A 22,160-nucleotide genomic window follows, 5' to 3' on the forward strand; every position below is an offset into this window, starting at 1 on the left:
CCCTGCGCGGCGGCTATCCACTTGGCGCGTTGTCAGCATCATGGACGACCATAGGGACGCGGAGAGAAGAAGAACGACAGACCGCGGTGAAAGGAGGCGTCCATGGGTTCGGTGCGCAAGGCGAGTGCGTGGCTTGGTCTCGTGGAGGACAGCGACGACGAGCGTTACTACGACGACGACTACGCGGAGGCACCGCAGGGTCCGCACTCCGGCGACCAGTGGGTCACCGACCCGCGGGTGAAGGTGGCCTCGGACTCGGCCGTCGAGCAGGGCCGGCGCATCGCGACGGTCACGCCGGACGGCTTCCGGGACGCGCGCGGCATCGGCGAACTGTTCCGTGAGGGCGTGCCCGTCATCGTCAACCTGTCCTCGATGGACCCGGCCGACGCCAAGCGCGTGGTCGACTTCGCGGCCGGCCTGACCTTCGGCCTGCGGGGCTCGATCGAGCGGGTGGCGACCAGGGTCTTCCTGCTGACCCCGGCCGACACCCAGATCGTCAACGGCGAACCGGGCGGGCGCCCGGCGGACGGCTTCTTCAACCAGAGCTGAGCGAGGCTCTCACCGGAAGGCGTCGAGCCCGGTGAGCGCCTTGCCCAGCACCAGCTGGTGCATCTCGACGGTGCCCTCGTAGGTGAGCACCGACTCCAGGTTGGTCGCGTGCCGCATGACGGGGTACTCCAGCGAGATCCCGTTCGCGCCGAGGATCGTACGCGCGGTACGACAGATCTCGATCGCCTCACGGACGTTGTTGAGCTTGCCGAAGCTGATCTGCTCCGGCCGCAGGGTACCGGCGTCCATACGGCGGCCCAGGTGGTGGGCGAGCAGGATGCCCTTGTGCAGTTCCAGCGCCATGTCGGCGAGCTTGGCCTGGGTGAGCTGGAAGCCACCGATCGGCCGGCCGAACTGCTCCCGCGTCCTCGCGTAGTCGAGCGCGGCCTCGAAACTCGCGCGCGCCGCGCCCATGGAGCCCCAGACGATCCCGTACCGGGCGTGGCTGAGACAGCCGAGCGGTCCCTTGAGCCCGGTGACTCCCGGAAGCACCGCGTCGGCGGGCAGCCGTACGTCGTCCATGACGAGCTCGCTGGTGACGGACGCCCGCAGCGACCACTTGTGCTTGATCTCGGGGGCGGCGAAGCCGGGCGTGTCCGTGGGGACGGCGAACCCGCGGATCCCCTCGTCGGTCTGTGCCCAGACGACGGCCACGGCGGCGACACCGCCGTTGGTGATCCACATCTTGCGGCCGTTCAGCACCCAGTCGGTGCCGTCGCGCTTGGCGTAGGTGCGCATGGCGGCGGGGTCGGAGCCGACGTCGGGCTCGGTCAGCCCGAAGCAGCCGATGAGTTCACCGGCGGCCATGCCGGGCAGCCAGCGCTGCTTCTGCTCCTCGGAGCCGTAGCGGTGGATGGCGTACATGGCGAGGGACCCCTGCACGGACACCAGGGACCGGATCCCGGAGTCGGCGGCCTCCAGCTCCAGGCAGGCGAGCCCGTACTGGACGGCGGAGGCCCCGGCGCAGCCGTACCCCTCCAGCGACATGCCGAGCGCCCCGAGCGCGCCGAGCTCCCGCGCGAGCTCGCGGATCCCGGGCAGCTCGCCGTTCTCGTACCACTCGGCGATGTGCGGCAGCACCCGGTCGGCGGCCCAGCCGCGGACGGTGTCCCGGACGGCGAGGTCCTCGGGGCTGAGCAGCTCGTCGATCCCGAGCGGATCGTGGGGCAGGAACAAGGGGACTCCTGGCGACCTGGGGTGCGGTGGGCGGGGCCGTTGCGGCGGCCGCCCCGACGCTATGCGCCCCACCGCCCCACGTCCACCCCTCCCCTACCCCGCGCAGACCGTCCCCGCCGGACAACATCCAGCCCCGCCGGGCAACCATCCAGCGCCACCGGACAACATCCAGCCCCGCCGGCGTTTGAGGCGCGGGGGCTCGGGGGCGGAGCCCCCGGTTCGGGAAGGGGCGGGGTGGGGGAAAGGCGCCGCGCAGCGGCAAGCCCCGCCCGGGGAAGGGTCAGGCCGGGCGGCCCGGGACCGGGGCCGGGGCATGGTCCGGCTTCGTCGGGGCCGGGATCTTCGGAGCCGGGGGCGACACCGGCGCCCCGGCGTCGGGCTCACCGTCCGGATCCGCCGCGCACTCCATCGCCTTCGGCAGCTTCAGCGCCATCACGGCGCCCGCCAGCAGCAGCCCCGCGCTGACCACCAGCGTCACGTGCAGCCCGTACACGAACGAGGTCCGCGCCGCCGTGTACAGCGCGTCACCCGCCGCCCCGCCGAGGTGCCCGGCGATCGCGTACGCCTCGCCCAGCGAGTGCGCGGCGCCCGCCGCCTGATCGGCCGGCACGCCCGCCACGTCCGCCAGCCCCGGCGCGTACGCCGCGTTCATCACGCTGCCGAGCAGCGCGATCCCCATTCCCGCGCCCAGCTGGTACGACGTCTCGCCGATGGCCGCGGCGCCGCCCGCCGCCTCCACGGGCGCCTCGCTCAGCATCGACTCGTACGCGGCGAACAGCGTCGTCTGGAGCCCGAAGCCCAGCAGGACGAAGCCGGCGGTCAGGAGCACCGGCCGGTCGTGCAGCCCCATCAGCGTCAGCAGCAGCACGGCCAGCGCGGTCAGCACGAAGCCGAGCGACACCATCGTGCGCGGGCCGACGCGGTGCAGGGTGTACGAACCGGTGGCCCCCGCCGCCATCGCGGCGAACGTCAGCGGCAGCAGCCGCAGGCCGGTCTCCAGCGGGCTCAGGTGCAGCACCAGTTGCAGGTACTGGACGGCCAGCAGCTCCAGCCCGACCAGCGCCAGCATGGCGAGCACGATGCAGCCGACCGACGTGGTGAAGGTGGCGCGCGAGAACATCCGCATGTCGATCAGCGGGTGTGCCCGCCGCTTCTGGCGCCGTACGAACAGCACCAGCAGCGCCGCTCCGAGCAGCAGCGGCACCAGCGCCTTCGGGTCCAGCAGGTTCTGGCCGGCGCCCGCCCGCTTGACGCCGAGGACGACACCGAGCACGCCGGCCGCGGCGGTCAGTGCGCCGAGCACGTCCCACGGGCCGTCCGACGCGCCCCGGGACTCCGGCAGCAGCCAGCGGCCGACCGGCAGGATCAGGGCCATCAGCGGGATGTTGATGAGGAAGACCGAGCCCCACCAGTAGTGCTGGACGAGGAAGCCGCCGAGCACCGGCCCGCTGGCCGCGCCGATGGCGGCCACGGCGGTCCAGATGCCGATGGCCAGCGCCCGCTCCCGCCGGTCGGGGAAGACCTGGCGCAGGATCGACAGGGTGGCCGGCATGATCATCGCGCCGCCGATGCCGAGGAGGGCGCGGGCGGCGATGAGCACGGAGGCGTTGTCGGCGAAGGCGGCGATCGCGGAGGCGACGCCGAAGAGTCCGTAGCCGAGGAGGAGGATGCGGCGGCGCCCGACGCGGTCGCCGAGCGTGCCGAAGAGGATCAGGAGCGAGGCGCAGACGAGCGGGTACGCGTCCACGATCCACAGCAGTTCGATCGCGCCGGGGCGCAGGTCCTCGGTGACGGCGGGGACGGCGACGTGCAGGATCGTCGCGTCGAGGGCGACGAGGACCAGGCTGATGCACAGGACGGCCAGGACGAGCCAGCGATTGGTGCCGCCGGCGACGGCGGTGAGCCGCGCCCGTGCCTGCCAGGGGGAAGGGGTCCGGTTGTGGCCGCCCGGGTTCGTCCCCGACATGCATGTACCTCCCAGGTGATCCCTCGCACGCGGCGGACCAGCGTGGTGACGTGCCGCGGGTGAGCGGCGCGGTTACGGGGTCCGGCATCGACACGCGAGTGAAAAGTCAGCGTACGCGAGTTCGGTCATGGGTCACGTGGTCAAGCTCTCACCCTGGTGGCCGCCCGTATGTGGCATGCGCCACTCACCCTCCCCCCGCGTACACGCCCGCTCACGGCCCGTGGTTCTCCTCCGGCGCCGGTCATCGGGCCGGAACCGCGGCGCCACCGATAATCATGCCTGTGAAAGATCATGGTTTTCGCCGGGCCGCGCCCACGCTGCGCCGGGCCGCGCCCGCCCTCGCGGGCTTCGCGGCGGTCCGGCTGCTGGGGCTCGCGGTGCTCGCCGCGTGGTCCGCGGCGGCGGGCAGCAGCCCCCACACCCTGCTCTCGGCCCGCTGGGACTCGCTCTGGTACGCGCGGATCGCCGCCGAGGGGTACGGGTACGAGATCGTGCTGCCCGGCGGGGACGTCCATTCCAACCTGGCGTTCTTCCCCCTGCTGCCCTGGCTGGAGCGGGCGGTGGCGGCGGTGACGGGGCTGTCGTACGGCAGTGCGGGCCTGGTGGTCTCCGCGGTCGCCTCGCTCGCCGCGGCCTGGGGGATCTTCGCGGTCGCCGACCTCCTGTACGGGCGCCGGGCCGGTACGTGCGCGGCGGTGGCGTGGGCCGCGCTGCCGGTCGGCATCGTGCAGTCGATGGCGTACAGCGAGGCGCTGTTCACGGCGCTCGCCGCCTGGGCGCTGTACGGCGCCCTGCGCGGCCAGTGGCTCACGGCGGGCCTGCTGGCGGCGGGCGCGGGGCTGACCCGGCCGGTCGGGGCGGCCGTCGTGGCCGGGGTCTGGGTGGCGGCGGCGCTCGCGTGGCGGCGCGGCGAGGGTTCCTGGCGGACGGTGGCGGGGGTGCTGCTGGCGCCGCTGGGGGCGGCGGCGTACGTACTGTGGGTGGGCGCGCGCACCGGCCGGGGCGTGCTGGGGTACCTGGACGTGCAGGCCGGCTGGGGCAACGGCTTCGACGGGGGCTGGGCCTTCGCCCGGTTCGTCGGGGACAAGCTGGCCTCGCCGGCGTTCGCGGCCGGGATCGGGCTGATCGCCGGCGTGGCCCTGGTGCTGTGGCTGTACCGGCTGTGCGTGAAGCAGCGCCAGCCGGCCGCGCTGCTCGTCTACTGCGGGATCGTGGTCGCGCTGGCGCTGTGCGCGTCGGGGTACTTCGGGTCGAAGCCGCGGCTGCTGCTGCCCGCCTTCCCGCTGCTGCTGCCGGTGGCCGTCGCGCTGGCCCGGTGGCGGACGGCCCGCGCGGGGGCCGCGCTGGGGGCGGCGGCGCTGGCCGCGGCGGCGTACGGCGCCTTCTGGCTGAACGGCTCCGGACCGCCGTAGCGGAAGTCTCCATTCCAAGTCGGCTTTTCCGTAAGGAATTGAGCGCCCGAAATAATGACGAAGTAAGCACGCAGGGCGAATTGCGGGCACGTTTCGAGATAACTCGAACGCCGTCACGGATTAACCGGAACAAAGCCCCGAACGAGACGCACTCCACATCACATGGTCATCACAAAGCCCGCGATTCGCCTGGGCCGCCCACTCGCGCGCGGTAACGTCGATTGAGTGCGTACCGACCATGAGTTCACCCGTCTGGAACGGGTCTTCGCCCGGCTGGACCGTGAACCCCAACGACCGGCTCATCTGCAGACGCCGCAGATGAGCCGGCACCGTGTCGTGCTCCTCAGTTCCACCCTCGCCTTCTACCTGGCGATCGTGGTGGCCGTCCTGACCACGTCCTGGCTCGTCCGGCTGGACTGGCAGATCATGTTCTTCCGGCCCTACGAGCAGTGGCCGCAACTCCACGCCTTCCTGGACTACCTCGTGGTCCTGGGCCAGCGCGGACCCACCGCGGTCATGGTGGCCGCGTGGCTGGGCTGGCGCTCCTGGCGGCAGCACACCCTGCGCCCGCTGATCACCCTGGGCGTGGCCCTGCTCCTGCTGAACGTCACCGTCGGCTCCGTCAAGCTCGGCCTCGGCCGGCTCGGCCCCCACTACGCGACGCAGATCGGCTCCGCCGAACTCTTCGCGGGCGGCGATATATTTCCTTCGGGCCACACCGCCAACGCCGTCGTGACCTGGGGAATCCTGGCCTACCTGGCATCGACCGTGGTCACCCGGCGGGTGCTGTCGGTGGTCTCGGCCGTCGTCTCGCTGAGCGTCGGCGCCACCACGGTCTACCTCGGTACCCACTGGGTCAGCGACGTGCTGCTCGGCTGGTCCGCCGGCCTGCTGATCATGCTGGCACTGCCCTGGTTCGAGCCGCTGATCGCCCGCACCGAGACATGGATCTTCGACGTGCGCGACGTGGTGCGCGGCCAGCTGGCCGGCTCCGCCCCGGCCCCGTCGGGCGCGCCGGTGGCGGCACCGGTGCCCTCGACCGGGTCCGCCGCGTCCGTCGCCCCCGCCGCGGCGCGGGTGCTGTCGGCGCAGGCCAAGGTGCTGGTCCACCGGGCGGCGGGCGGCGGCCACGAGGAGGGCGGCGAGGCCGGTGCGGCCCCCGTCCCCGGCCATGCCACCGCCTCCCGGCAGGTCACGCACCTGCGGCCGCATGTCATCCGCTCCGAGCGCACTCCGGTGACGCCGGCCGGCAGCCGCCGTCCGGCGCACACCGAACGCGCCGGCCGGACCCCCTCGGCCCGCCCGGTCACCGGCGGCTGAGGCCCTCCTTCCGTCGGGGCGGTACGCACCACCGGCCCCGGCGGCACCTCTCGTATCGCGGCCGCGGGCCGGGTCATCACCCGGCCCGCGGCCGTCTTTTCGTACGGATGCGTCAGCTCCGCGCCCAGCCGTTCCTCCGAGCCGGGTCACGCTTGGGTCACGGAATGTCGACAACTGCTTCACCGTCAGACTTCGCCACGCCCGGCAGTTCCCGGCATGTCGGCAATTCCTTTCCGGGCCTCGACACGCCCGACGGAGAACGCCTTCCGAATTCCGTCCGGAGCGCCCCTGATTCGGGGCCTCCGATTTCCGTCGGGTCTCCCGTCCGATCGGTGCCGGCGGCCCGTGGCAGGGAGCTGCGGCCGGGCACACTAGTCCCTCATCCTTTCTTCACTGGCGCGTCCGCGCACGCTCCCGGGCGCCGCCCTGCGAGCATCGTGGCGAGTCCGACGCCGCCTCAGCGAGGGGACCATGGCCATGGGAACCGAAGCCGCACCGGCCCTCTCCGGGCCGCCGGCCGCCGCCCGGCGACCGGGCCGGGTCGTGGTGGACTGGCTGACCACGACCGACCACAAGAAGATCGGCCACCTCTACCTGGTGACCTCGTTCCTCTTCTTCCTGGCCGCCGGCGTGATGGCCCTGCTGATGCGTGCCGAGCTGGCCCGACCGGGCCTCCAGATCGTCTCCGCCGAACAGTTCAACCAGGCCTTCACCCTGCACGGCACGATCATGCTGCTGCTCTTCGCGACGCCGACCTTCGCCGGCTTCGCCAACGAGATCATGCCGCTCCAGATCGGCTCGCCCGACGTGGCGTTCCCCCGCCTGAACATGCTGTCCTACTGGTTCTTCCTCTTCGGCGGCCTGATCGTGATCGGCTCGCTGCTCACCCCGCAGGGTCCGGCGGACTTCGGCTGGTTCGCTTATGCCCCGCTCAACAGCCTGCAGCGCACCCCCGGGATCGGCGCCGACATGTGGATCATGGGGCTGGCGCTGGCCGGGTTCGGGACCATCCTGGGCGCCGTGAACTTCATCGTCACCATCGTCGGCCTGCGCGCGCCGGGGATGACGATGTTCCGGCTGCCCGTCTTCACGTGGAACGTGCTGTTCACGTCGATCCTGATCCTGTTCGCGTTCCCGGTGCTGGCCGCCGCCCTGCTCACCTTGGAGTCGGACCGGCGGTTCGGCTCGGTGGTCTTCCAGCCCCAGAACGGCGGCGCCCTGCTGTGGCAGCACCTCTTCTGGTTCTTCGGGCACCCGGAGGTCTACATCATCGCGCTGCCGTTCTTCGGGATCATCACCGAGATCCTGCCGGTCTTCTCGCGCAAGCCCGTCTTCGGCTACCTCACGCTGGTCGGCGCGACCATGGCCATCACCGGGCTCTCGGTGGTCGTCTGGGCGCACCACATGTTCGCCACCGGCGCCGTCCTGCTGCCCTTCTTCTCCTTCCTGTCCTTCCTGATCGCGGTACCGACGGGCGTGAAGTTCTTCAACTGGACCGGCACCATGCTGGGCGGCTCGCTGTCCTTCGAGACGCCCATGCTGTGGGCCGTCGGCTTCCTGGTCAGCTTCCTGCTGGGCGGGCTGACCGGGGTGATCCTGGCGTCACCGCCGATGGACTTCCACGTCACCGACTCCTACTTCGTGGTCGCGCACTTCCATTACGTCGTCTTCGGCACCGTCGTCTTCGCGACCTTCGCCGGCTTCTTCTTCTGGTGGCCGAAGTTCACCGGCAAGCTGCTCGACGAACGCCTGGGCAGGATCCAGTTCTGGACCCTCTTCGTCGGCTTCCACACCACGTTCCTGGTGCAGCACTGGCTGGGCGCGGAAGGCATGCCGCGCCGCTACGCCGACTACCTGGCCGCCGACGGCTTCACCACGCTCAACGCCGTGTCCACCATCGGCTCCTTCCTGCTGGGGCTGTCGACGCTGCCGTTCGTCTACAACGTCTGGAAGACCGCGAAGTACGCCCCCAGGGTCGAGGTCGACGACCCCTGGGGCTACGGCCGCTCCCTGGAGTGGGCGACCTCCTGCCCACCGCCCCGGCACAACTTCCTCACCCTGCCCCCGGTCCGCTCCGAGTCACCGGCCTTCGATCTGCACCACCCCGGGTTCGGGGCACCGCGGCCGGGGGCGCCGCCGGCCCGGCGGACCGGTCCGCCGCCCGCGCCAGCAGATCCCGGGCGGCGGTGATCTGCTCCACCAGCTCGGGCGGCTCCAGCACCTCGAACTCGTGCCCCAGCAGCATCAGATGCAGCACCATCACATCGAGGCTGACCGCCCCGGTGCGCAGCAGGCAGCTGTGCTCGTCCAGCGGTTCCAGGGTCCCGTCGGCGGGTCCGATCGTCCCCGCCGCCTCCTGCGCCGGCACCTCCAGCCGTACGACGGCCCGGGCGGCGTACGCGCGCAGCGAGACGCCCTGGGAGACGTAGGCCGCGAGGTCCTCGGCCGGGGGCGTACGCGGCGCGAAGCGCGGGCCGTGCGGCGGGCGCGGCTCGATCCGGTCGGCGCGGAAGGTCCGCCAGTCCGCCCGGTCCACGTCCCAGGCGACCAGGTACCAGCGGCGCTCGCTGCACACCAGGCGGTGCGGCTCGACGGTACGGCGGGTGGCGTTGCCCTCGTGGTCGCGGTAGGCGAAGCGCAGGCGTTCGCCGTCGCGGCAGACGGCGGCCAGCTCGGTCAGGACGGAGGGGTCGACCGTGGAGCGCTGCTGGCCGCGCAACATGGGCACGGTGAACTCGTTGAGCGTGGACACCCGGCGTCGCAGCCGGCCGGGCAGGACCTGCTCCAGCTTGGCCAGTGCCCGTACGGAGGCCTCCCCGATGCCCTCGACGCCGTTGCCGGCGGCGGTGCGCAGGCCGACGGCCACGGCCACCGCCTCGTCGTCGTCCAGCAGCAGCGGCGGCAGTTCGGCGCCCCCGCCCAGCTGGTAGCCGCCGCCGGTACCGGGGCTGGCGTTGACCGGATAACCGAGCTCGCGCAGCCGCTCGACGTCCCGGCGGACCGTACGCGGGGTCACGCCGAGGCGCTCGGCGAGGTCGGCGCCGGTCCATTCGCGGTACGCCTGCAACAGGGACAACAGGCGCAGCAGTCGTGCGGAGGTCTCCAGCATGCCCCCGAGTCTGCCGTACGCCCTCCCGGGCGGGCCTACGGTGCGACGGGCGGCTTCGCCGGAAGCGGGGGCTTCGCGGCCGACGAGGGCTTCGCCGGGAGCGCGGGCTTCGCGGAGGCCGACGGCTTCGCGGAGGGCGACGGTGCCGCCGGCTTCGGCTGGCCCGCGGGTGCCACCGGGGCCGTCGCCGGGGCCGGGGGCTTCGCCGGGGACGGGAGCCGGAGCAGGGTGCCCGGCGCGAGGGAGCGGGGGTCGGGGCCGATCGCGGCGCGGTTCGCCTCGTACAGCACCGGCCAGCCCCCGACGGCCTTCCGCTTCCGGGCGATCGACAACAGCGTCTCCCCCGCCCGCACCACGTGCCACCGCCCGGCCAGCCCGTACCGCTTCGAGCACACCGGCCACGCCTCCCAGCCCTGCGCGCCCAGCAGTTCCTCCCCGACCCGGATCTGCTGCTCCCGCGTCGCCAGGTCCGCGCGCTCCGCGAAGGCCAGGCCCCCGTGGTCCTCCCACGTCGGCTGCCAGAACTGGAGCCCGCCGTAGAAGCCGTTGCCGGTGTTGACGTGCCAGCGCCCGCTGCTCTCGCAGTCGGCGACGCAGTCCCACGGCCAGGTCCCGCCCGGCCCGCAGTCCCCCGGCCCGCTGCCGATCACCCCCGGCGAGCCGACCTCCGCCGCCACCCCGCCCGGCCCGGGCGCGGGCGGCGGCGGCGCGGCCGCGGCGAACGACAACGGCAGCGTCAGTGGCAGGAGCGCGAGCAGCGGCGCCAGCACGGCGGCGGCGGCCGCCGCGGGCACGGCCGGCCACCGGATCCGGAGGTCGGGCACCGGATCACGCTAGGCAGCCCGCTGCGCCGTCCCCGGCCCGCCGCGCGGCACCGCACCGCGGCCCACCCGGTCGGCCGACCGCACCCGGTTCCGCAAACGGGCGATCTGTCGCAGCAACTGACCACAAAAAGACACGAGTTGCACCGAACAGAACGCCGCGGTCGGGCCCTTCACTCGTTCGGGGGCCCGGTTCGAATCCGTTCCCTCGATCGGCGTGACCCCGTGCACCGCTCCCCCGTTGAGTGAGGCGAGCCGGGAACCGCCCGGCCGCGCACGCCCGTTCGTTCCGTCCTAGTCCGAGGAGTCACCCCGTGCCGCGCATGCTCGACGTCAGTGATGACGTACGCGCCGAGATCGGCGACGAAGAAGCCGACCTGCTGCTCGCCGGCGAGACCGCGCCGGGCAGTTACGACTGCACCTCCTGCCGCACCCCGGGAGACTCCGAGCGCGAACGCACCAGCACGGTGCTGTTCGTCGGCGAGGAGACCGCCGTCCTCGCCTTCGCCCACGCCGGCTGCATCCCCTCCCAGGTCGTCACCGTCTCGGAGGAGCAGCTCCAGGGCGCCGTCCGCAGCATCACCGGCGACAGCCCCGCCCCCGCGGCCGCCGGTGCCCCGCCCGCCCCCGTCCCCGGCGGCCAGGCCGTGCTCGGCATCACCAGCGGTCTGGTCCTGATCGGCGGTGAACTGCACCCCGCCCTCGTGGTCGAGCCGACCGCGCCGATCGCCCGCCCGGGCACCACCGGCCCCGGCGACGACTTCCTGCCGCTCCTCATCGAGCAGGGCTTCATCCCGGTCACCGACACCGCCTCGCCGCCCTCCCCGCTCGCGGGCTGGTCGGTCCTCCTGGCGGCCGGCCAGCTGCACGCCGTGCTCCAGCCCGGCACCGAGGGCGGCGGCCAGGTCGCGTGGTGGCAGGCCCACCAGGCGCTCTCGGTCACCGACGGCTGGCGCGCCGCCGTCAACAAGACCCAGCGGGTGCTGGTCTACGCCGCCCCGGTCGGCTCCATCGGCCAGCAGCCCCGCGAGGACCTGCTGCGCGACGCCCTCGACAAGGCCGCGGCCGCCGGCAAGCTCGTCGCCGCCTCCATGCCCCTCGCCGGCACCTGATCCCCACCGGTACCGGCCCCGTGGCGGGCCCGTACCGGCCGTGCTCCGCCCCCGCCGTCCGGCCCCGTCCCGGGGCCGGACGGCGCCGTGCGCCCAGGGTCCGCGGTCCGTCCCGCGCACCCTGGGCGATCTGCGTTTTCTCCGCCCGTCCCCGCATCCGCAGGGCGCCGGGGTCGTTGGCTGATACGTGCATTCATACGACCCCTCCCGCGCCCCGTCCTTCCCCAGCCCGACCCCGATCTACGACGCGCTGTACTCCGAGTACCTGCGCGCGTTCCGGACCCTGCCGGGCGACCGTACGGGCGAGGAGGACCACGGTTTCACGGCCTTCGGGCCGTACGGCGCCGGCCACCCCGTCGCCGCCACCGGAAGCAGCGTCAGCGGATGGAACGGTTCCGCATGGCAGACCGAACCGTGGCAGACGATGTACGGCGCCCCGCAGCTCGCCCCGCCACCGCAGCCCCTCTACGCCGTCGCCGCCGTCACCGCGGGCGGCTCCGGATACGGCGGCGGGCGGCAGCACCAGACCGGGACGCACCACGTCCCGGCGGCCCTGCCGCCCGCTCCGCGCCGCGGCTACTGAAACCGGCGGACCACCGCCACGCCGGCCCGCCGCGCTACTTCTTCTTGGCGGTCTTGGCGCCGCGCTTCTCCCGCACCCGCACCGAGATGTGGATCGGGGTGCCCTCGAAGCCGAACTCCTCGCGCAGCCGGCGCTCGACGAAGCGCCGGTAGCCGTGCTCCAGGAAGCCCGACGCGAACAGCACGAACCGCGGCGGCTTGGTGCCGGCCTGGGTGCCGAAGAGGATGCGCGGCTGCTTGCCGCCCCGGATCGGGTGCGGGTGGGCGGCGACGATCTCACCGAGGAACGCGTTGAGGCGTCCCGTGGGCACGCGCGTCTCCCAGCCCGCCAGCGCCGTCTCGATCGCCGGGACCAGCTTCTCCATGTGGCGGCCGGTGGCTGCGGAGACGTTCACCCGGGGCGCCCAGGCGACCTGCTGCATCTCGGTCTCGATCTCGCGCTCGAGGTAGTAGCGGCGCTCCTCGTCGAGGGTGTCCCACTTGTTGTACGCGATCACGATGGCGCGGCCGGCCTCGACGGCCATGGTGATGATCCGCTGGTCCTGGACGCTGATGGACTCGCTGGAGTCGATCAGGATCACCGCGACCTCGGCCTTCTCGACGGCCGCGGCCGTCCGCAGGGAGGCGTAGTAGTCGGCGCCCTGCTGGAGGTGGACGCGCTTGCGGATACCCGCGGTGTCGACGAACTTCCAGGTCACGCCGCCGAGCTCGATCAGCTCGTCGACCGGGTCGCGGGTGGTGCCGGCCAGCTCGTTGACGACGACCCGCTCCTCCCGCGCGACCTTGTTCAGCAGCGAGGACTTGCCGACGTTCGGGCGGCCGATGAGCGCGATCCGGCGCGGGCCGCCGAGGGCGGTCCCGCCGAAGGTCTGCTCGGGCGCCTCGGGCAGCGCCTCGAGGACCTGGTCCAGCAGGTCACCGGTGCCGCGGCCGTGCAGCGCGGAGACCGGGTACGGCTCGCCCAGGCCCAGGGCCCACAGCATCGAGGCGTCGGCCTCGCCCGACTGCCCGTCGACCTTGTTGGCAGCCAGCACGACCGGCTTGCCGGCCCGGCGCAGCAGCCGGACCACGGCCTCGTCGGTGTCGGTGGCGCCGACCTTGGCGTCCACGACGAAGACGACCGCGTCGGCGGCCTCGATGGCGTACTCGGCCTGGGCGGCGACGGAGGCGTCGATGCCGAGGACGTCCTGCTCCCAGCCGCCGGTGTCGACGACCTTGAAGCGGCGGCCGGCCCACTCGGCCTCGTAGGTCACGCGGTCACGGGTGACACCCGGCTTGTCCTCGACGACCGCCTCGCGGCGGCCGATGATGCGGTTGACCAGAGTCGACTTGCCGACATTGGGACGGCCGACGACGGCGAGGACGGGGAGGGGGCCGTGGCCCGCCGCCTCGATCGCGCCTTCGACGTCCTCGATGTCGAAGCCCTCTTCCGCGGCGAGCTCCATGAACTCCGCGTACTCGGCGTCGCCAAGCGCTCCGTGGTCGTGCTGGTCGTTCATGAAGTCCGTTCCTCGTCGTTCGTGGTGATCGGTGGCACCCGCGCTGCCGCGGGCCCACTACTGGTTCAAGTCTCGCTCAGCGCCCGGTCAGGCGCTTGGCGTCGGACAGGTGCTCCGTGAGGTGCCGCTGGATGCGTACGGTGGCCTCGTCGAGCGCGGTGCGGGTACGGCGGCCGGATCCGTCGCCGGCCTGGAAGGCGTCGCCGAAGACGATGTCGACCCGGCTCTTCAGGGGCGGCAGCCCCTTGACCAGGCGGCCCCGGCGCTCGGTGCTGCCCAGGACGGCGACGGGCACGATCGGGGCACCCGAGCGTACGGCGAAGTAGGCGAGGCCCGCGCGCAGCGAGGCGAAGTCGCCCTCGCCCCGGGTGCCCTCGGGGAAGATGCCCAGGGCCCCGCCGTTGTCGAGCACGGCCAGCGCCCGGGTGATGGCGGTCCGGTCGGTGCCGGTGCGGTCGACCTTGACCTGGCCGATGCCCTCCAGGAAGGTGCCGAGCGGCCCGACGAACGCTTCCTTCTTGATCAGGAAGTGCAGGGGGCGGGGCGCCGTCCCCATGAGCATGGGGCCGTCGATGTTGTGCGCGTGATTCACGGCGAGGATGACCGGCCCGGAGGCCGGCACTCTCCAGGCGCCGAGCACACGGGGCTTCCACAGCCCGTACATGAGCCCGATGCCGATCCGCCGCCCGACCGCCGCACCCTTGAGGGAGGGCGTTTCGCTCACTTGCGGCCCGCCCGCTTCTCCGCGCCGTCGGTCCCGCCGCGCTTGGACTCCACGAGCGTCACGACGCACTCGATGACCTGCTCCAGCGTCAGGTCGGTGGTGTCGACCTCGACGGCGTCGCCGGCCTTGGCCAGCGGGGAGGTCTTGCGTCCGGAGTCCGCCGCGTCGCGCTTGATCAGGGCTTCCTTGGTGGCCGCCAGGTCGGTGGCCTCCTTGCCCGCCAGCTCGCCGTTGCGGCGGGCCGCACGGGCCTCGGCCGACGCGGTGAGGAAGATCTTGAGGTCGGCGTCCGGGAGGACGGTCGTGCCGATGTCGCGGCCCTCGACGACGATCCCGCCCTCGGCCCGCGCGGCGATCGAGCGCTGGAGCTCGGTGATGAGCGTGCGCACCTCGGGCACGGCGCTCACGGCGCTGACCTTGGAGGTGACCTCCTGGGTGCGGATCGGGCCGGCGGCGTCGACCCCGTCGACCGTGATCGTCGGCGCGGCCGGGTCCGTACCGGACTCGATGACGGGCTTGCCCGCGGCGACGGCGATCGCGTGGGGGTCGGCGATGTCGATCCCGTTGGTGATCATCCACCAGGTGATGGCCCGGTACTGGGCACCGGTGTCCAGGTAGCGCAGCCCGAGCGTGGCGGCGACGGCCTTGGAGGTGCTGGACTTGCCCGTGCCGGAGGGACCGTCGATGGCGACGATCACGGCGGACGGAGCGGCGGTTTCCACGGGGCGAGCACCTTCCTGGTTGCGCGTACGTGTTCCGGGCGCGCCAAAGCGCCCCTCCCCAAGGTTACCGGGCCCCGGGCCCGGCGCTCCCCGCTCCGTCTCCGGGCGCCGCGGTCACTGCTGGCGCAGGGCCCAGCCGCGTTCCCGCAGGGCGGTGGTCAGGCCCGCGACCGCGCGCGGTTCGACCATGAGCTGGACCAGTCCCGCCTGCTGTCCGGTGGCGTGCTCGATGCGTACGTCCTCCACGTTGACCCCGGCCCGGCCGGCGTCGGCGAAGATCCGTGCCAGCTCGCCCGGCTGGTCGCTGATGAACACCGCCACCGTCTCGTAGCGGGTGGGGGCGGCGCCGTGCTTGCCCGGGACCCGGTCCCGGCCGGCGTTGCCGCGCCGCAGGACGTCCTCGATGCCCTCCGCGCCGCCGCGCCGCTTGTCCTCGTCGGCGGACTGCAGGCCGCGCAGGGCCTGCACGGTCTCGTCCAGGTCGGCGGCGATCCCGGACAGGACGTCGGCCACCGGTCCCGGGTTGGCCGACAGGATCTCCACCCACATCCGGGGGTCGGAGGCGGCGATCCGGGTCACGTCGCGGATCCCCTGGCCGCACAGCCGCACCGCCGACTCGTCGGCGTCGGCCAGCCGGGCCGCGACCATGCTGGACACCAGCTGCGGGGTGTGCGAGACGAGGGCGACGGCGCGGTCGTGCTGGTCGGCGTCCATGACCACGGGGACGGCCCGGCACAGGGCGACGAGTTCCAGGGCGAGGTTGAGGACCCAGTGGTCGGTCTCGCGGGCCGGCGTCAGCACCCACGGCCGCCCCTCGAAGAGGTCCGCCGTCGCCGCGAGCGGCCCGGAGCGTTCCCGGCCGGCCATCGGGTGGGTGCCGATGTACGTGGAGAGGTCCACGCCCCGCGCCTCCAGCTCACGGCGCGGCCCGCCCTTGACGCTGGCCACGTCGACGTACGCGCGGGCCGTGCCCCGCCCGATCGCCTCCGCCAGCGCGGCGGCCACGTGCGCCGGCGGCACGGCGACGACCGCGAGGTCGACCGGGCCCTCGGGGGCGTCGCAGGTGCCGGCGCCGAGGGAGGCGGCGGTGCGGGCCGCGGTGGGGTCGTGGTCGACGAGGTGCACGGTCACCCCGCGCCCGGCCAGCGCGAGCGCCGCGGAGGTGCCGATCAGTCCGGTTCCGATGACGACGGCGGTTCTCACTGGGGGTGCTCCTCGGGTGGCTGTGCTGCTCCGGCGTACTCAGCGTAGTCAGCCCCGGGAGTACGAGGACCCGGCGGGCCGCCCCGTGGGACGGTCCGGCCGGGTCCTCGGTCCGCCGGGCCGTCGCGCACCCGGGTCGTCGCGTACCCGGGCCATCGGGCCGCCGGAGGGTCAGAACTTCTGCTGCCTGATGATGTCCTCCAGCGAACCACTGGGCAGCTGACCCTCGGGCGTGAGCTTGTCGACGGCCGTCGGGAGGGTCTGGGCGATCTGGTCGGCGGCGGCCTGCGGGGTGACGCCGGCCTGTTCGGCCACCTTCGCCAGGGTGCCGTCGGGCAGCGCCTGCTGGACCTGCTCCCCGGTGATCGGCTGGTTCTCGCCGGTGCCGATCCAGGACTGCGCCTGGTCGGCCAGCCCGGACCTGGTCAGCATGTCCAGCAGGCCGCCCAGCGGATTGTCCCCGCCGGCCGCGGCCCCGGCCCCGCCGGCGCCGCCCGACCCGCCGCCCAGGATGGCGCCGAGCAGAGCACCGAGGACATTGCCCCCGCCGCCCGCGGCGGAGCCGTCCTTGCCGCCGCCGAGGAGCCCGCCGAGCAGGGATCCGAGGTCGTTTCCCGCCATGGTGTCGCCTTTCGATGTGGGACGGAGATCAGGGACAATGTGACCCGTACCCTCCCATTCCGCCACCCGGCGGGGACTGCGATAGAACCATCGACATGATCTTTCACATCGTCCCGCTCGCCGACTGGAGCGCCGCCCCGGAGCTGCCGTACGCGCCGCCCTCCCTGGAGTCCGAGGGCTTCGTGCACTGCTCGGCCGACCGCCCGATCACCCTGGAGATCGCCGACACGCACTACCGCGACACCCCCGGCACGCTGCTGGCCGTGGAGCTCGACGAGCGCGCGCTGACCTCGGAGGTGCGCCGGGAGGGTGAATCGGGGGCCCGTTATCCGCACGTGCACGGGCCGCTCAACCGGGCGGCCGCGGTCCGCCTGTGGGAGGTCGTGCGCGCCCCGGGCCGGCCGTCGGCGCTGCGGCCGTGGGAACCGGGCGCCTGACACGCCGTACGCCGACCTGCCGGGCGGGGCCGGGGCGGCCCGGGATGCTGTTCGCCGTCCCCGCCCGCCCGGGCGGACCCGGTCCCCGAACGAGGAGACGTCATGAGCGACCCCACGGGCACCCCCCGGCGCACGGTCCTGGTGGTGGGCACCGCGGCCCTGACCGGCTGCGCACTGACGGCCTGCGGGACGGCGCAGCAGCCGGCGGCCGGGAGCGGGAGCGCACCGACCGGCGGCCAGGTCCTCACCACGACCTCCCAGGTCCCGGTGGGCGGCGGCACGGTCCTCGCCGCGGAGAAGATCGTGGTCACCCAGCCGGAGGCCGGCACCTTCCGGGCCTTCTCCGCGGTCTGCACGCACCAGGGCTGCACGGTGGCGAAGGTGGCGGACGGCACGATCGACTGCCCCTGTCACGGCAGCAGGTTCGCGATCGCCGACGGCGCGGTCGCCCACGGCCCGGCGACCAGGCCGCTGCCCGAGAAGCCGATCAAGGTCTCGGGCGAGAACATCTCGCTCGCGTGAGCGGCACGGGGGCGTCTAGTCTCCGACCGGTGGAAGCGATCGACGACATGGACCTGGTGCGCGAGCACACGGTCTACTCCTGCGTGATGGGCTCGCGCGCCTTCGGGCTGGCGACGGAGACGAGCGACACCGACCTGCGCGGCGTCTACCTGGCGCCGACGCCGCTGTTCTGGCGCTTCGACAAGCCGCCGACGCATGTGGACGGGCCCTTGGAGGAGCAGTTCTCCTGGGAGCTGGAACGATTCTGCGCACTGGCCCTGAAGGCCAACCCCAACGTCCTGGAGTGCCTGCACTCCCCGCTGGTCGAGGTCCTGACCCCGGTCGGCGAGGAGCTGCGCGCGCTGCGGGACGCCTTCCTCTCCCGCGAGGCCCACACCACCTTCACCCGCTACGCCGTATCCCAGCGCGCCAAGCTCGAGGCGGACGTCCGCCTGCACGGCGGCCCGCGCTGGAAGCACGCGATGCACCTGCTCCGCCTGCTGATCTCCTGCCGGGACCTGCTGCGCACCGGCCGGCTGACCATCGACGCGGGCGAGCACCGCGACCGGCTGCTGGCGGTCAAGCACGGCGAACTCCCCTGGGACCGGGTCGAGTCCTGGATGGCCACTCTGACCGCCGAGACGGAGGCCGCCCTGGCCACGACCCCCCTCCCGGCCGCCCCGGACCACGCCCGCGTCCAGGATTTCCTCGTCCGCACCCGCCGCGCCTCAGCGCTGCGCTGACCCCGCCCCGGCCGCCGCCCGGACGTTCACGCGTCCCAGAGGGCGCCGAAGGTGAGCAGGTCGGCACGGTATTCGATGCGGCCCTCCCAGTCGCGGGGCCAGACGTCCGCGCCCAGGTGGGCGCCCGCGAAGGCGCCCGCCAGGCAGGCGATCGAGTCCGAGTCGCCCTGGGTGCAGGCCGCCCGGCGCAGCGCGGTCAGGGGGTCCGCGGGGAAGAGCAGGAAGCAGTGCAGGGCCGTGGCCAGGGCCTCCTCGGCGATCCAGCCGTCGCCGGTGGCCAGACACGGGTCCGTCTCCGGGGAGGGCGATGCCAGGGCCGCGCTCAGGCGGTCCAGGACCGCCAGGCACTCGTCCCAGCCGCGGGCGATGAAGGACTGCGGGCTCGCGTCCGAGCCGGTGCGCATCCAGAGGTCGCCGAGCCAGCGCTCGTGGTAGGTCGTGCGCTGGTCCAGGGCGTACGAGCGCAGCAGGCCGACCAGGCCGGTCACCTCGGCGCCCCGCGCCAGCAGCCGGACCGCACGCGCCGTCAGGTCGGAGGCGGCGAGCGCCGTCGGGTGGCCGTGGGTGAGGGCCGACTGGAGCTGGGCCGCGCCGGCCCGCTCCTCGTCCGTCCAGCCGGGCACCAGGCCCACCGGCACCACCCGCATGTTCGCGCCGCAGCCCTTGGAGCCGGTCTGGCTGGCGTCGCGCCAGTCGCGCCGCGGGTCGTCCAGCAGGCCGCAGGCCCGCAGGCAGGTGTTGCCGGGTGCCCGGTTGTTGTCCGGGGAGTGGTACCAGGCGACGAACTCCTCGCGCACCGGGCCGGCCAGCGCCGCCGGGTCCAGCGGGCCGCGCCCCATGGCCGTACGGATGCCGCGGGCCAGGGCGAGGGTCATCTGGGTGTCGTCGGTGACGATCGCCGGGCGGGGCAGGTCCATCCGGCGCCACGGGCCGGTCTTGGCCAGGATCGAGGGGACGTCGTTGAACTCGGTGGGGAAACCGAGCGCGTCGCCGAGGGCCAGGCCGATCAGGGCGCCGGTCGCGGCGCGCTTGGTGGGTACCGTCATCGGGGGTGTCCTTCCGGGCGGAGCAGCGGGGGATGGAGCGTGGTGGCCGGTCCGGCCCGGTAGAGGGCGGCCGGTTTGCCGCGCCCGCCGGTCAGCCGGGCGGCGCCGGGCACGGCCTCGACGAAGCCGGGCGTGGCGAGCACCTTGCGGCGGAAGTTGGGGCGGTCCAGGGCGGTGTCCCAGACCGTCTCGTAGACGGCCTGGAGCTCACCGAGGGTGAACTCGGGCGGGCAGAAGGCGGTCGCCAGGCACGTGTACTCCAGCTTGGCGCCGATCCGGGAGCGGGCGTCCGCGAGGATCGCGGCGTGGTCGAAGGCCAGCGCGCCGACCTCGGCGAGGTGCATCCAGCGGGCGTGGGCCGCGTCGCCGCCGCCCTCGGCGGCCGGTTCGGGCAGGTCCGGCACCAGTGCGGTGAAGGCCACGGAGACCACCCGCATCCGGGGGTCGCGGTCCGGCTCGCTGTACGTGCGCAGCTGTTCGAGGTGCAGGGCCGCGACCACGTCGTCGGTCAGGCCGGTCTCCTCCGCCAGCTCGCGGCGGGCGGCGGTCTCGGCGGACTCCCGGGGCGTGACGAAGCCGCCCGGCAGCGCCCACGCGCCCAGGTACGGCTCCTGTCCGCGCCGGATCAGCAGCACGTGCAGGGCGCCGCCGCGCACCGTGAACACGGCGAGGTCGACCGTCACCGCGAACGGCTCGAAGGCGGAGGGGTCGTAGGAGCCGGACGGGTCGTAGGAGGCGGACGGGTCATGGCCGTCCCCGGCGCCGCTCACCGGCGCTCCGGCAGGGGATCGGCGAAGTGCCAGCCCTCGGCGAGGAGCGCGTCGACGGCGGCCACGGCCGTCTCCAGCCGCTCCTCGCGGTCCCCGCCGACGAGGAGGAAACGTCGGCCGGTGCGGGTGAGTTCCTCGTGGAAGCGGCCGGTCATCCAGGGCCTCAGGTGCGGCGCGTCGCGCAGCCCGTCGTCCTCGAAGGGCACGTCCTCGTGATCGGTCAGCAGGTACAGGTCCCGCGGGCGGCGGGCCGCGATCGCCTCGACGTCGGCGCTGCGCCCGCCCACGTACCGCTCGTGCCACACGCCGGTGGCGAAGGAGTCGGTGTCGCAGAACAGCACCGGCGAGCCCAGCCGGGCAGCCCGGTCCTCGTCCTCGTCCTGCCGGCGGGCGATGACGGGGAACTCCTCGGCGGCGAAGACGGCGTCGGCCCAGCCCGCGGCCGGGTCCTCGGCCCGCAGCGCCGCCAGCTTCTCCTCGCTGTAGCGGCGTCCGTACTCCGCCACCCAGCCGGTCTGCGCCCAGACGCCGCCGCGCCGCCGGTAGTGGGCGGCCAGGGCCCGCGACAGGGTGGTGGTGCCGGTCGACTCGGCGCCCAGGACGACGACCCGCCGGGTGAGGGCCGCCCGGACGGCCGGTCCGAGGAACTCCCAGCAGCCCACCGGGTCCTTGCGCACGGCCGTCCCGGAGACCGGGAAGAGGGTGCGGTCGGGGTCGACGCGGACCTCGTCGGCGCCGAACCGGCGGGCGAGCTCGGTGCCGTACGCCTCGGAGGTGAAGACGGCGTCGACCGGGCCGGGCACGGCCGCCCGGAAGACCGCCATGTGAGCCTCCCAGACCGCCGGATCGGTCAGGTCGACGGGGATGTCGTCGACGGCGCCGACCACCTCGGCCTGCGGGTGCGCCTCGCGCATCCAGGCGACCCGGTCGGCGAGCGGCACCGATTCCACGGAGGCCGCGCACACCAGCACGGTCAGCCGCTCGCACTGGTCGAGCGCGGTGCGTACGAGGTGGTGGTGGCCGGCGTGGGGCGGGTAGAACTTGCCCAGCACCAGCCCGTGTCCGTAGGCCCGCGGCCCGCTCATGCCGTCGCTCCCAGGGCCCGGGCCGCGCGCGGCGCGGCCAGGTCGCGCCGCCAGCTGCGCAGGCCGACGACGCACAGGGCGAGGAAGCCGACGTACAGCAGGGCGGTGAGCAGGAGGCCCTTGGAGACGTACAGCGGGATGTAGACGACGTCGGCGGCGATCCACAGCCACCAGGACTCCACGCGTTTGCGGCACTGGCCGTACGTCGCCATGAGCGAGAGCCCGGTGGTCAGGGCGTCCCAGAACGGCACCGTGGAGTCGGTGGCCCGGTCCAGCAGGAGCGCCAGGGCGGCGGTCCCCACCACCCCCGCCACGGCCAGCCACAACCATTCGGCGCGCGAGGTGCGGCGCACCGGAAGGGCGTCCGTGGAGCCCGGTCCACCCCCGTGGGTCCAGGTCCACCAGCCGTACGCGGCGAGGGCGATGAAGACGATCTGGAGGCCGGCGTCGGCGTACAGGCCCGCCTGGGTGAACAGCACGATGAAGAACACGTTGTTGGCGATGCCGATCGGCCAGTTGGCGACGTGCTGGCGGGCCACCAGCCAGACGCACACGGCGCCGGTGGCGAACCCGAGGACCTCGGTCCAGGTGAGAGTCCAGCTCACGACGACCCCCCTTAATAGTCACTCTGACTATAAACAGTGATCGCGGAGGGCGGCAAGACGCGGGACCGGAGGAAACGTGGGAACCGGAGGAACCGGAGGAACGGGCGCGGCCCGGAAACGCGAAGAGCCCGCGGTGCCGGTGGGGCACCGCGGGCTC

General features: G+C 73.5%; 21 protein-coding genes and 1 pseudogene. 9 read left to right on the forward strand and 13 right to left on the reverse strand.

The features are described from left to right. Positions 1-102: 102 nt before the first annotated feature. On the forward strand, positions 103-549 hold the full coding sequence (locus ACZ6KO_RS23985; RefSeq protein ID WP_401456559.1) for a cell division protein SepF: 447 nt from the start codon (positions 103-105) through the stop codon (positions 547-549). Positions 550-558: 9 nt separating this feature from the next. On the opposite strand, the gene ACZ6KO_RS23990 is transcribed toward ACZ6KO_RS23985, so the two are convergent. Both ACZ6KO_RS23990 and ACZ6KO_RS23995 read right to left on the reverse strand, forming a co-directional pair. Next, complete coding sequence (locus tag ACZ6KO_RS23990; protein WP_469306035.1) at positions 559-1,725, reverse strand: acyl-CoA dehydrogenase family protein; 1,167 nt, start codon at positions 1,723-1,725, stop codon at positions 559-561. Between the two features lie 280 nt (positions 1,726-2,005). Beyond that, the gene (locus ACZ6KO_RS23995; RefSeq protein WP_469306036.1) at positions 2,006-3,691 is read right to left on the reverse strand and encodes an MFS transporter; all 1,686 of its coding nucleotides are present in this window, start codon (positions 3,689-3,691) and stop codon (positions 2,006-2,008) included. A 275-nt stretch (positions 3,692-3,966) separates the two neighbouring features. On the opposite strand from ACZ6KO_RS23995, the gene ACZ6KO_RS24000 reads away from it, so the two are divergent. The 3 genes and pseudogenes from ACZ6KO_RS24000 to ctaD all read left to right on the forward strand — a co-directional run. Continuing rightward, positions 3,967-5,103 carry a hypothetical protein gene (locus ACZ6KO_RS24000; RefSeq protein ID WP_469306037.1) on the forward strand — a complete coding sequence of 379 codons (1,137 nt, stop codon included), beginning with the start codon at positions 3,967-3,969 and terminating at the stop codon, positions 5,101-5,103. Positions 5,104-5,328: 225 nt separating this feature from the next. Continuing rightward, a complete protein-coding gene (locus ACZ6KO_RS24005; protein ID WP_469306038.1) occupies positions 5,329-6,423 on the forward strand; it encodes a phosphatase PAP2 family protein in 1,095 nt (364 codons plus the stop codon). Between the two features lie 477 nt (positions 6,424-6,900). Continuing rightward, a pseudogene (gene ctaD / locus ACZ6KO_RS24010) lies at positions 6,901-8,592 on the forward strand (aa3-type cytochrome oxidase subunit I); the annotation flags it as partial. Here the strand turns inward: ctaD and ACZ6KO_RS24015 are convergent. Further along, the gene (locus ACZ6KO_RS24015) at positions 8,477-9,532 is read right to left on the reverse strand and encodes a helix-turn-helix transcriptional regulator (RefSeq protein WP_469306039.1); all 1,056 of its coding nucleotides are present in this window, start codon (positions 9,530-9,532) and stop codon (positions 8,477-8,479) included. The pseudogene ctaD and the gene ACZ6KO_RS24015 overlap by 116 nt on opposite strands. A 35-nt stretch (positions 9,533-9,567) precedes the next feature. After that, a complete protein-coding gene (locus ACZ6KO_RS24020; protein WP_469306040.1) occupies positions 9,568-10,356 on the reverse strand; it encodes a transglycosylase family protein in 789 nt (262 codons plus the stop codon). A 320-nt stretch (positions 10,357-10,676) separates the two neighbouring features. Here ACZ6KO_RS24020 and ACZ6KO_RS24025 point away from each other — a divergent pair, with 320 nt between their 5' ends. Together ACZ6KO_RS24025 and ACZ6KO_RS24030 are read left to right on the forward strand one after the other, a co-directional pair. Then, positions 10,677-11,465 carry a hypothetical protein gene (locus ACZ6KO_RS24025; protein WP_469306083.1) on the forward strand — a complete coding sequence of 263 codons (789 nt, stop codon included), beginning with the start codon at positions 10,677-10,679 and terminating at the stop codon, positions 11,463-11,465. Positions 11,466-11,652: 187 nt separating this feature from the next. Further along, the gene (locus ACZ6KO_RS24030) at positions 11,653-12,048 is read left to right on the forward strand and encodes a hypothetical protein (RefSeq protein ID WP_469306041.1); all 396 of its coding nucleotides are present in this window, start codon (positions 11,653-11,655) and stop codon (positions 12,046-12,048) included. Between the two features lie 34 nt (positions 12,049-12,082). Here the strand turns inward: ACZ6KO_RS24030 and der are convergent, their stop codons facing one another. From der to ACZ6KO_RS24055, 5 genes are all read right to left on the reverse strand, one after another. Then, positions 12,083-13,546 (reverse strand): ribosome biogenesis GTPase Der, encoded by a 1,464-nt coding sequence (gene der / locus ACZ6KO_RS24035; RefSeq protein WP_469306042.1) that lies wholly within the window; start codon positions 13,544-13,546, stop codon positions 12,083-12,085. A gap of 76 nt (positions 13,547-13,622) precedes the next feature. Continuing rightward, entirely contained in the window at positions 13,623-14,210 is a 588-nt protein-coding gene (locus ACZ6KO_RS24040; RefSeq protein ID WP_469306084.1) for a lysophospholipid acyltransferase family protein, read from the reverse strand. A 56-nt stretch (positions 14,211-14,266) separates the two neighbouring features. Beyond that, entirely contained in the window at positions 14,267-14,992 is a 726-nt protein-coding gene (gene cmk / locus ACZ6KO_RS24045) for a (d)CMP kinase (RefSeq protein WP_469306043.1), read from the reverse strand. A gap of 114 nt (positions 14,993-15,106) precedes the next feature. Next, complete coding sequence (locus tag ACZ6KO_RS24050; RefSeq protein ID WP_469306044.1) at positions 15,107-16,195, reverse strand: prephenate dehydrogenase; 1,089 nt, start codon at positions 16,193-16,195, stop codon at positions 15,107-15,109. Positions 16,196-16,366: 171 nt separating this feature from the next. Next, on the reverse strand, positions 16,367-16,816 hold the full coding sequence (locus tag ACZ6KO_RS24055) for a YidB family protein (RefSeq protein WP_469306045.1): 450 nt from the start codon (positions 16,814-16,816) through the stop codon (positions 16,367-16,369). A 95-nt stretch (positions 16,817-16,911) separates the two neighbouring features. Between ACZ6KO_RS24055 and ACZ6KO_RS24060 the strand changes: the two genes are divergently transcribed. From ACZ6KO_RS24060 to ACZ6KO_RS24070, 3 genes are all read left to right on the forward strand, one after another. Continuing rightward, positions 16,912-17,253 carry a DUF952 domain-containing protein gene (locus ACZ6KO_RS24060; RefSeq protein ID WP_469306046.1) on the forward strand — a complete coding sequence of 114 codons (342 nt, stop codon included), beginning with the start codon at positions 16,912-16,914 and terminating at the stop codon, positions 17,251-17,253. Between the two features lie 102 nt (positions 17,254-17,355). Next, positions 17,356-17,775: a Rieske (2Fe-2S) protein gene (locus tag ACZ6KO_RS24065; RefSeq protein ID WP_469306047.1), complete on the forward strand. Its 420-nt coding sequence runs from the start codon at positions 17,356-17,358 to the stop codon at positions 17,773-17,775. Between the two features lie 47 nt (positions 17,776-17,822). After that, positions 17,823-18,497, forward strand: coding sequence for a nucleotidyltransferase domain-containing protein (locus ACZ6KO_RS24070; protein ID WP_469306085.1), 675 nt, complete (start codon positions 17,823-17,825; stop codon positions 18,495-18,497). Positions 18,498-18,523: 26 nt separating this feature from the next. Here ACZ6KO_RS24070 and ACZ6KO_RS24075 read toward each other — a convergent pair whose 3' ends face one another. From ACZ6KO_RS24075 to pnuC, 4 genes are read right to left on the reverse strand one after another with little or no spacing between them, the layout of a single operon-like run. Further along, positions 18,524-19,543: an ADP-ribosylglycohydrolase family protein gene (locus ACZ6KO_RS24075; protein WP_469306048.1), complete on the reverse strand. Its 1,020-nt coding sequence runs from the start codon at positions 19,541-19,543 to the stop codon at positions 18,524-18,526. Next, positions 19,540-20,313 (reverse strand): NUDIX hydrolase, encoded by a 774-nt coding sequence (locus tag ACZ6KO_RS24080; protein WP_469306049.1) that lies wholly within the window; start codon positions 20,311-20,313, stop codon positions 19,540-19,542. Before ACZ6KO_RS24080 ends, ACZ6KO_RS24075 begins: the two co-directional genes overlap by 4 nt. Continuing rightward, complete coding sequence (locus ACZ6KO_RS24085) at positions 20,310-21,398, reverse strand: AAA family ATPase (protein WP_469306050.1); 1,089 nt, start codon at positions 21,396-21,398, stop codon at positions 20,310-20,312. The genes ACZ6KO_RS24080 and ACZ6KO_RS24085 overlap by 4 nt, the downstream gene beginning before the upstream one ends. After that, positions 21,395-22,003, reverse strand: a complete 609-nt coding sequence (gene pnuC / locus ACZ6KO_RS24090; RefSeq protein WP_469306051.1) for a nicotinamide riboside transporter PnuC — start codon at positions 22,001-22,003, stop codon at positions 21,395-21,397. Before pnuC ends, ACZ6KO_RS24085 begins: the two co-directional genes overlap by 4 nt. Between the last annotated feature and the right edge of the window lie 157 nt (positions 22,004-22,160).

The sequence above is a fragment of the Streptomyces sp. NPDC042102 genome, from assembly GCF_055582305.1.

Excerpts from the sequence above, each read along its gene's own strand:
- ACZ6KO_RS23985 (WP_401456559.1), top strand. The coding sequence starts at position 103 with ATGGGTTCGGTGCGCAAGGCGAGTGCGTGGCTTGGTCTCGTGGAGGAC.
- ACZ6KO_RS23995 (WP_469306036.1), bottom strand. The coding sequence starts at position 3,691 with ATGTCGGGGACGAACCCGGGCGGCCACAACCGGACCCCTTCCCCCTGG.
- ACZ6KO_RS24000 (WP_469306037.1), top strand. The coding sequence starts at position 3,967 with ATGCCTGTGAAAGATCATGGTTTTCGCCGGGCCGCGCCCACGCTGCGC.
- ACZ6KO_RS24015 (WP_469306039.1), bottom strand. The coding sequence starts at position 9,532 with ATGCTGGAGACCTCCGCACGACTGCTGCGCCTGTTGTCCCTGTTGCAG.
- ACZ6KO_RS24025 (WP_469306083.1), top strand. The coding sequence starts at position 10,677 with ATGCTCGACGTCAGTGATGACGTACGCGCCGAGATCGGCGACGAAGAA.
- der (WP_469306042.1), bottom strand. The coding sequence starts at position 13,546 with ATGAACGACCAGCACGACCACGGAGCGCTTGGCGACGCCGAGTACGCG.
- ACZ6KO_RS24040 (WP_469306084.1), bottom strand. The coding sequence starts at position 14,210 with ATGTACGGGCTGTGGAAGCCCCGTGTGCTCGGCGCCTGGAGAGTGCCG.
- ACZ6KO_RS24055 (WP_469306045.1), bottom strand. The coding sequence starts at position 16,816 with ATGGCGGGAAACGACCTCGGATCCCTGCTCGGCGGGCTCCTCGGCGGC.
- ACZ6KO_RS24060 (WP_469306046.1), top strand. The coding sequence starts at position 16,912 with ATGATCTTTCACATCGTCCCGCTCGCCGACTGGAGCGCCGCCCCGGAG.
- ACZ6KO_RS24065 (WP_469306047.1), top strand. The coding sequence starts at position 17,356 with ATGAGCGACCCCACGGGCACCCCCCGGCGCACGGTCCTGGTGGTGGGC.
- ACZ6KO_RS24070 (WP_469306085.1), top strand. The coding sequence starts at position 17,823 with ATGGACCTGGTGCGCGAGCACACGGTCTACTCCTGCGTGATGGGCTCG.
- ACZ6KO_RS24075 (WP_469306048.1), bottom strand. The coding sequence starts at position 19,543 with ATGACGGTACCCACCAAGCGCGCCGCGACCGGCGCCCTGATCGGCCTG.
- ACZ6KO_RS24085 (WP_469306050.1), bottom strand. The coding sequence starts at position 21,398 with ATGAGCGGGCCGCGGGCCTACGGACACGGGCTGGTGCTGGGCAAGTTC.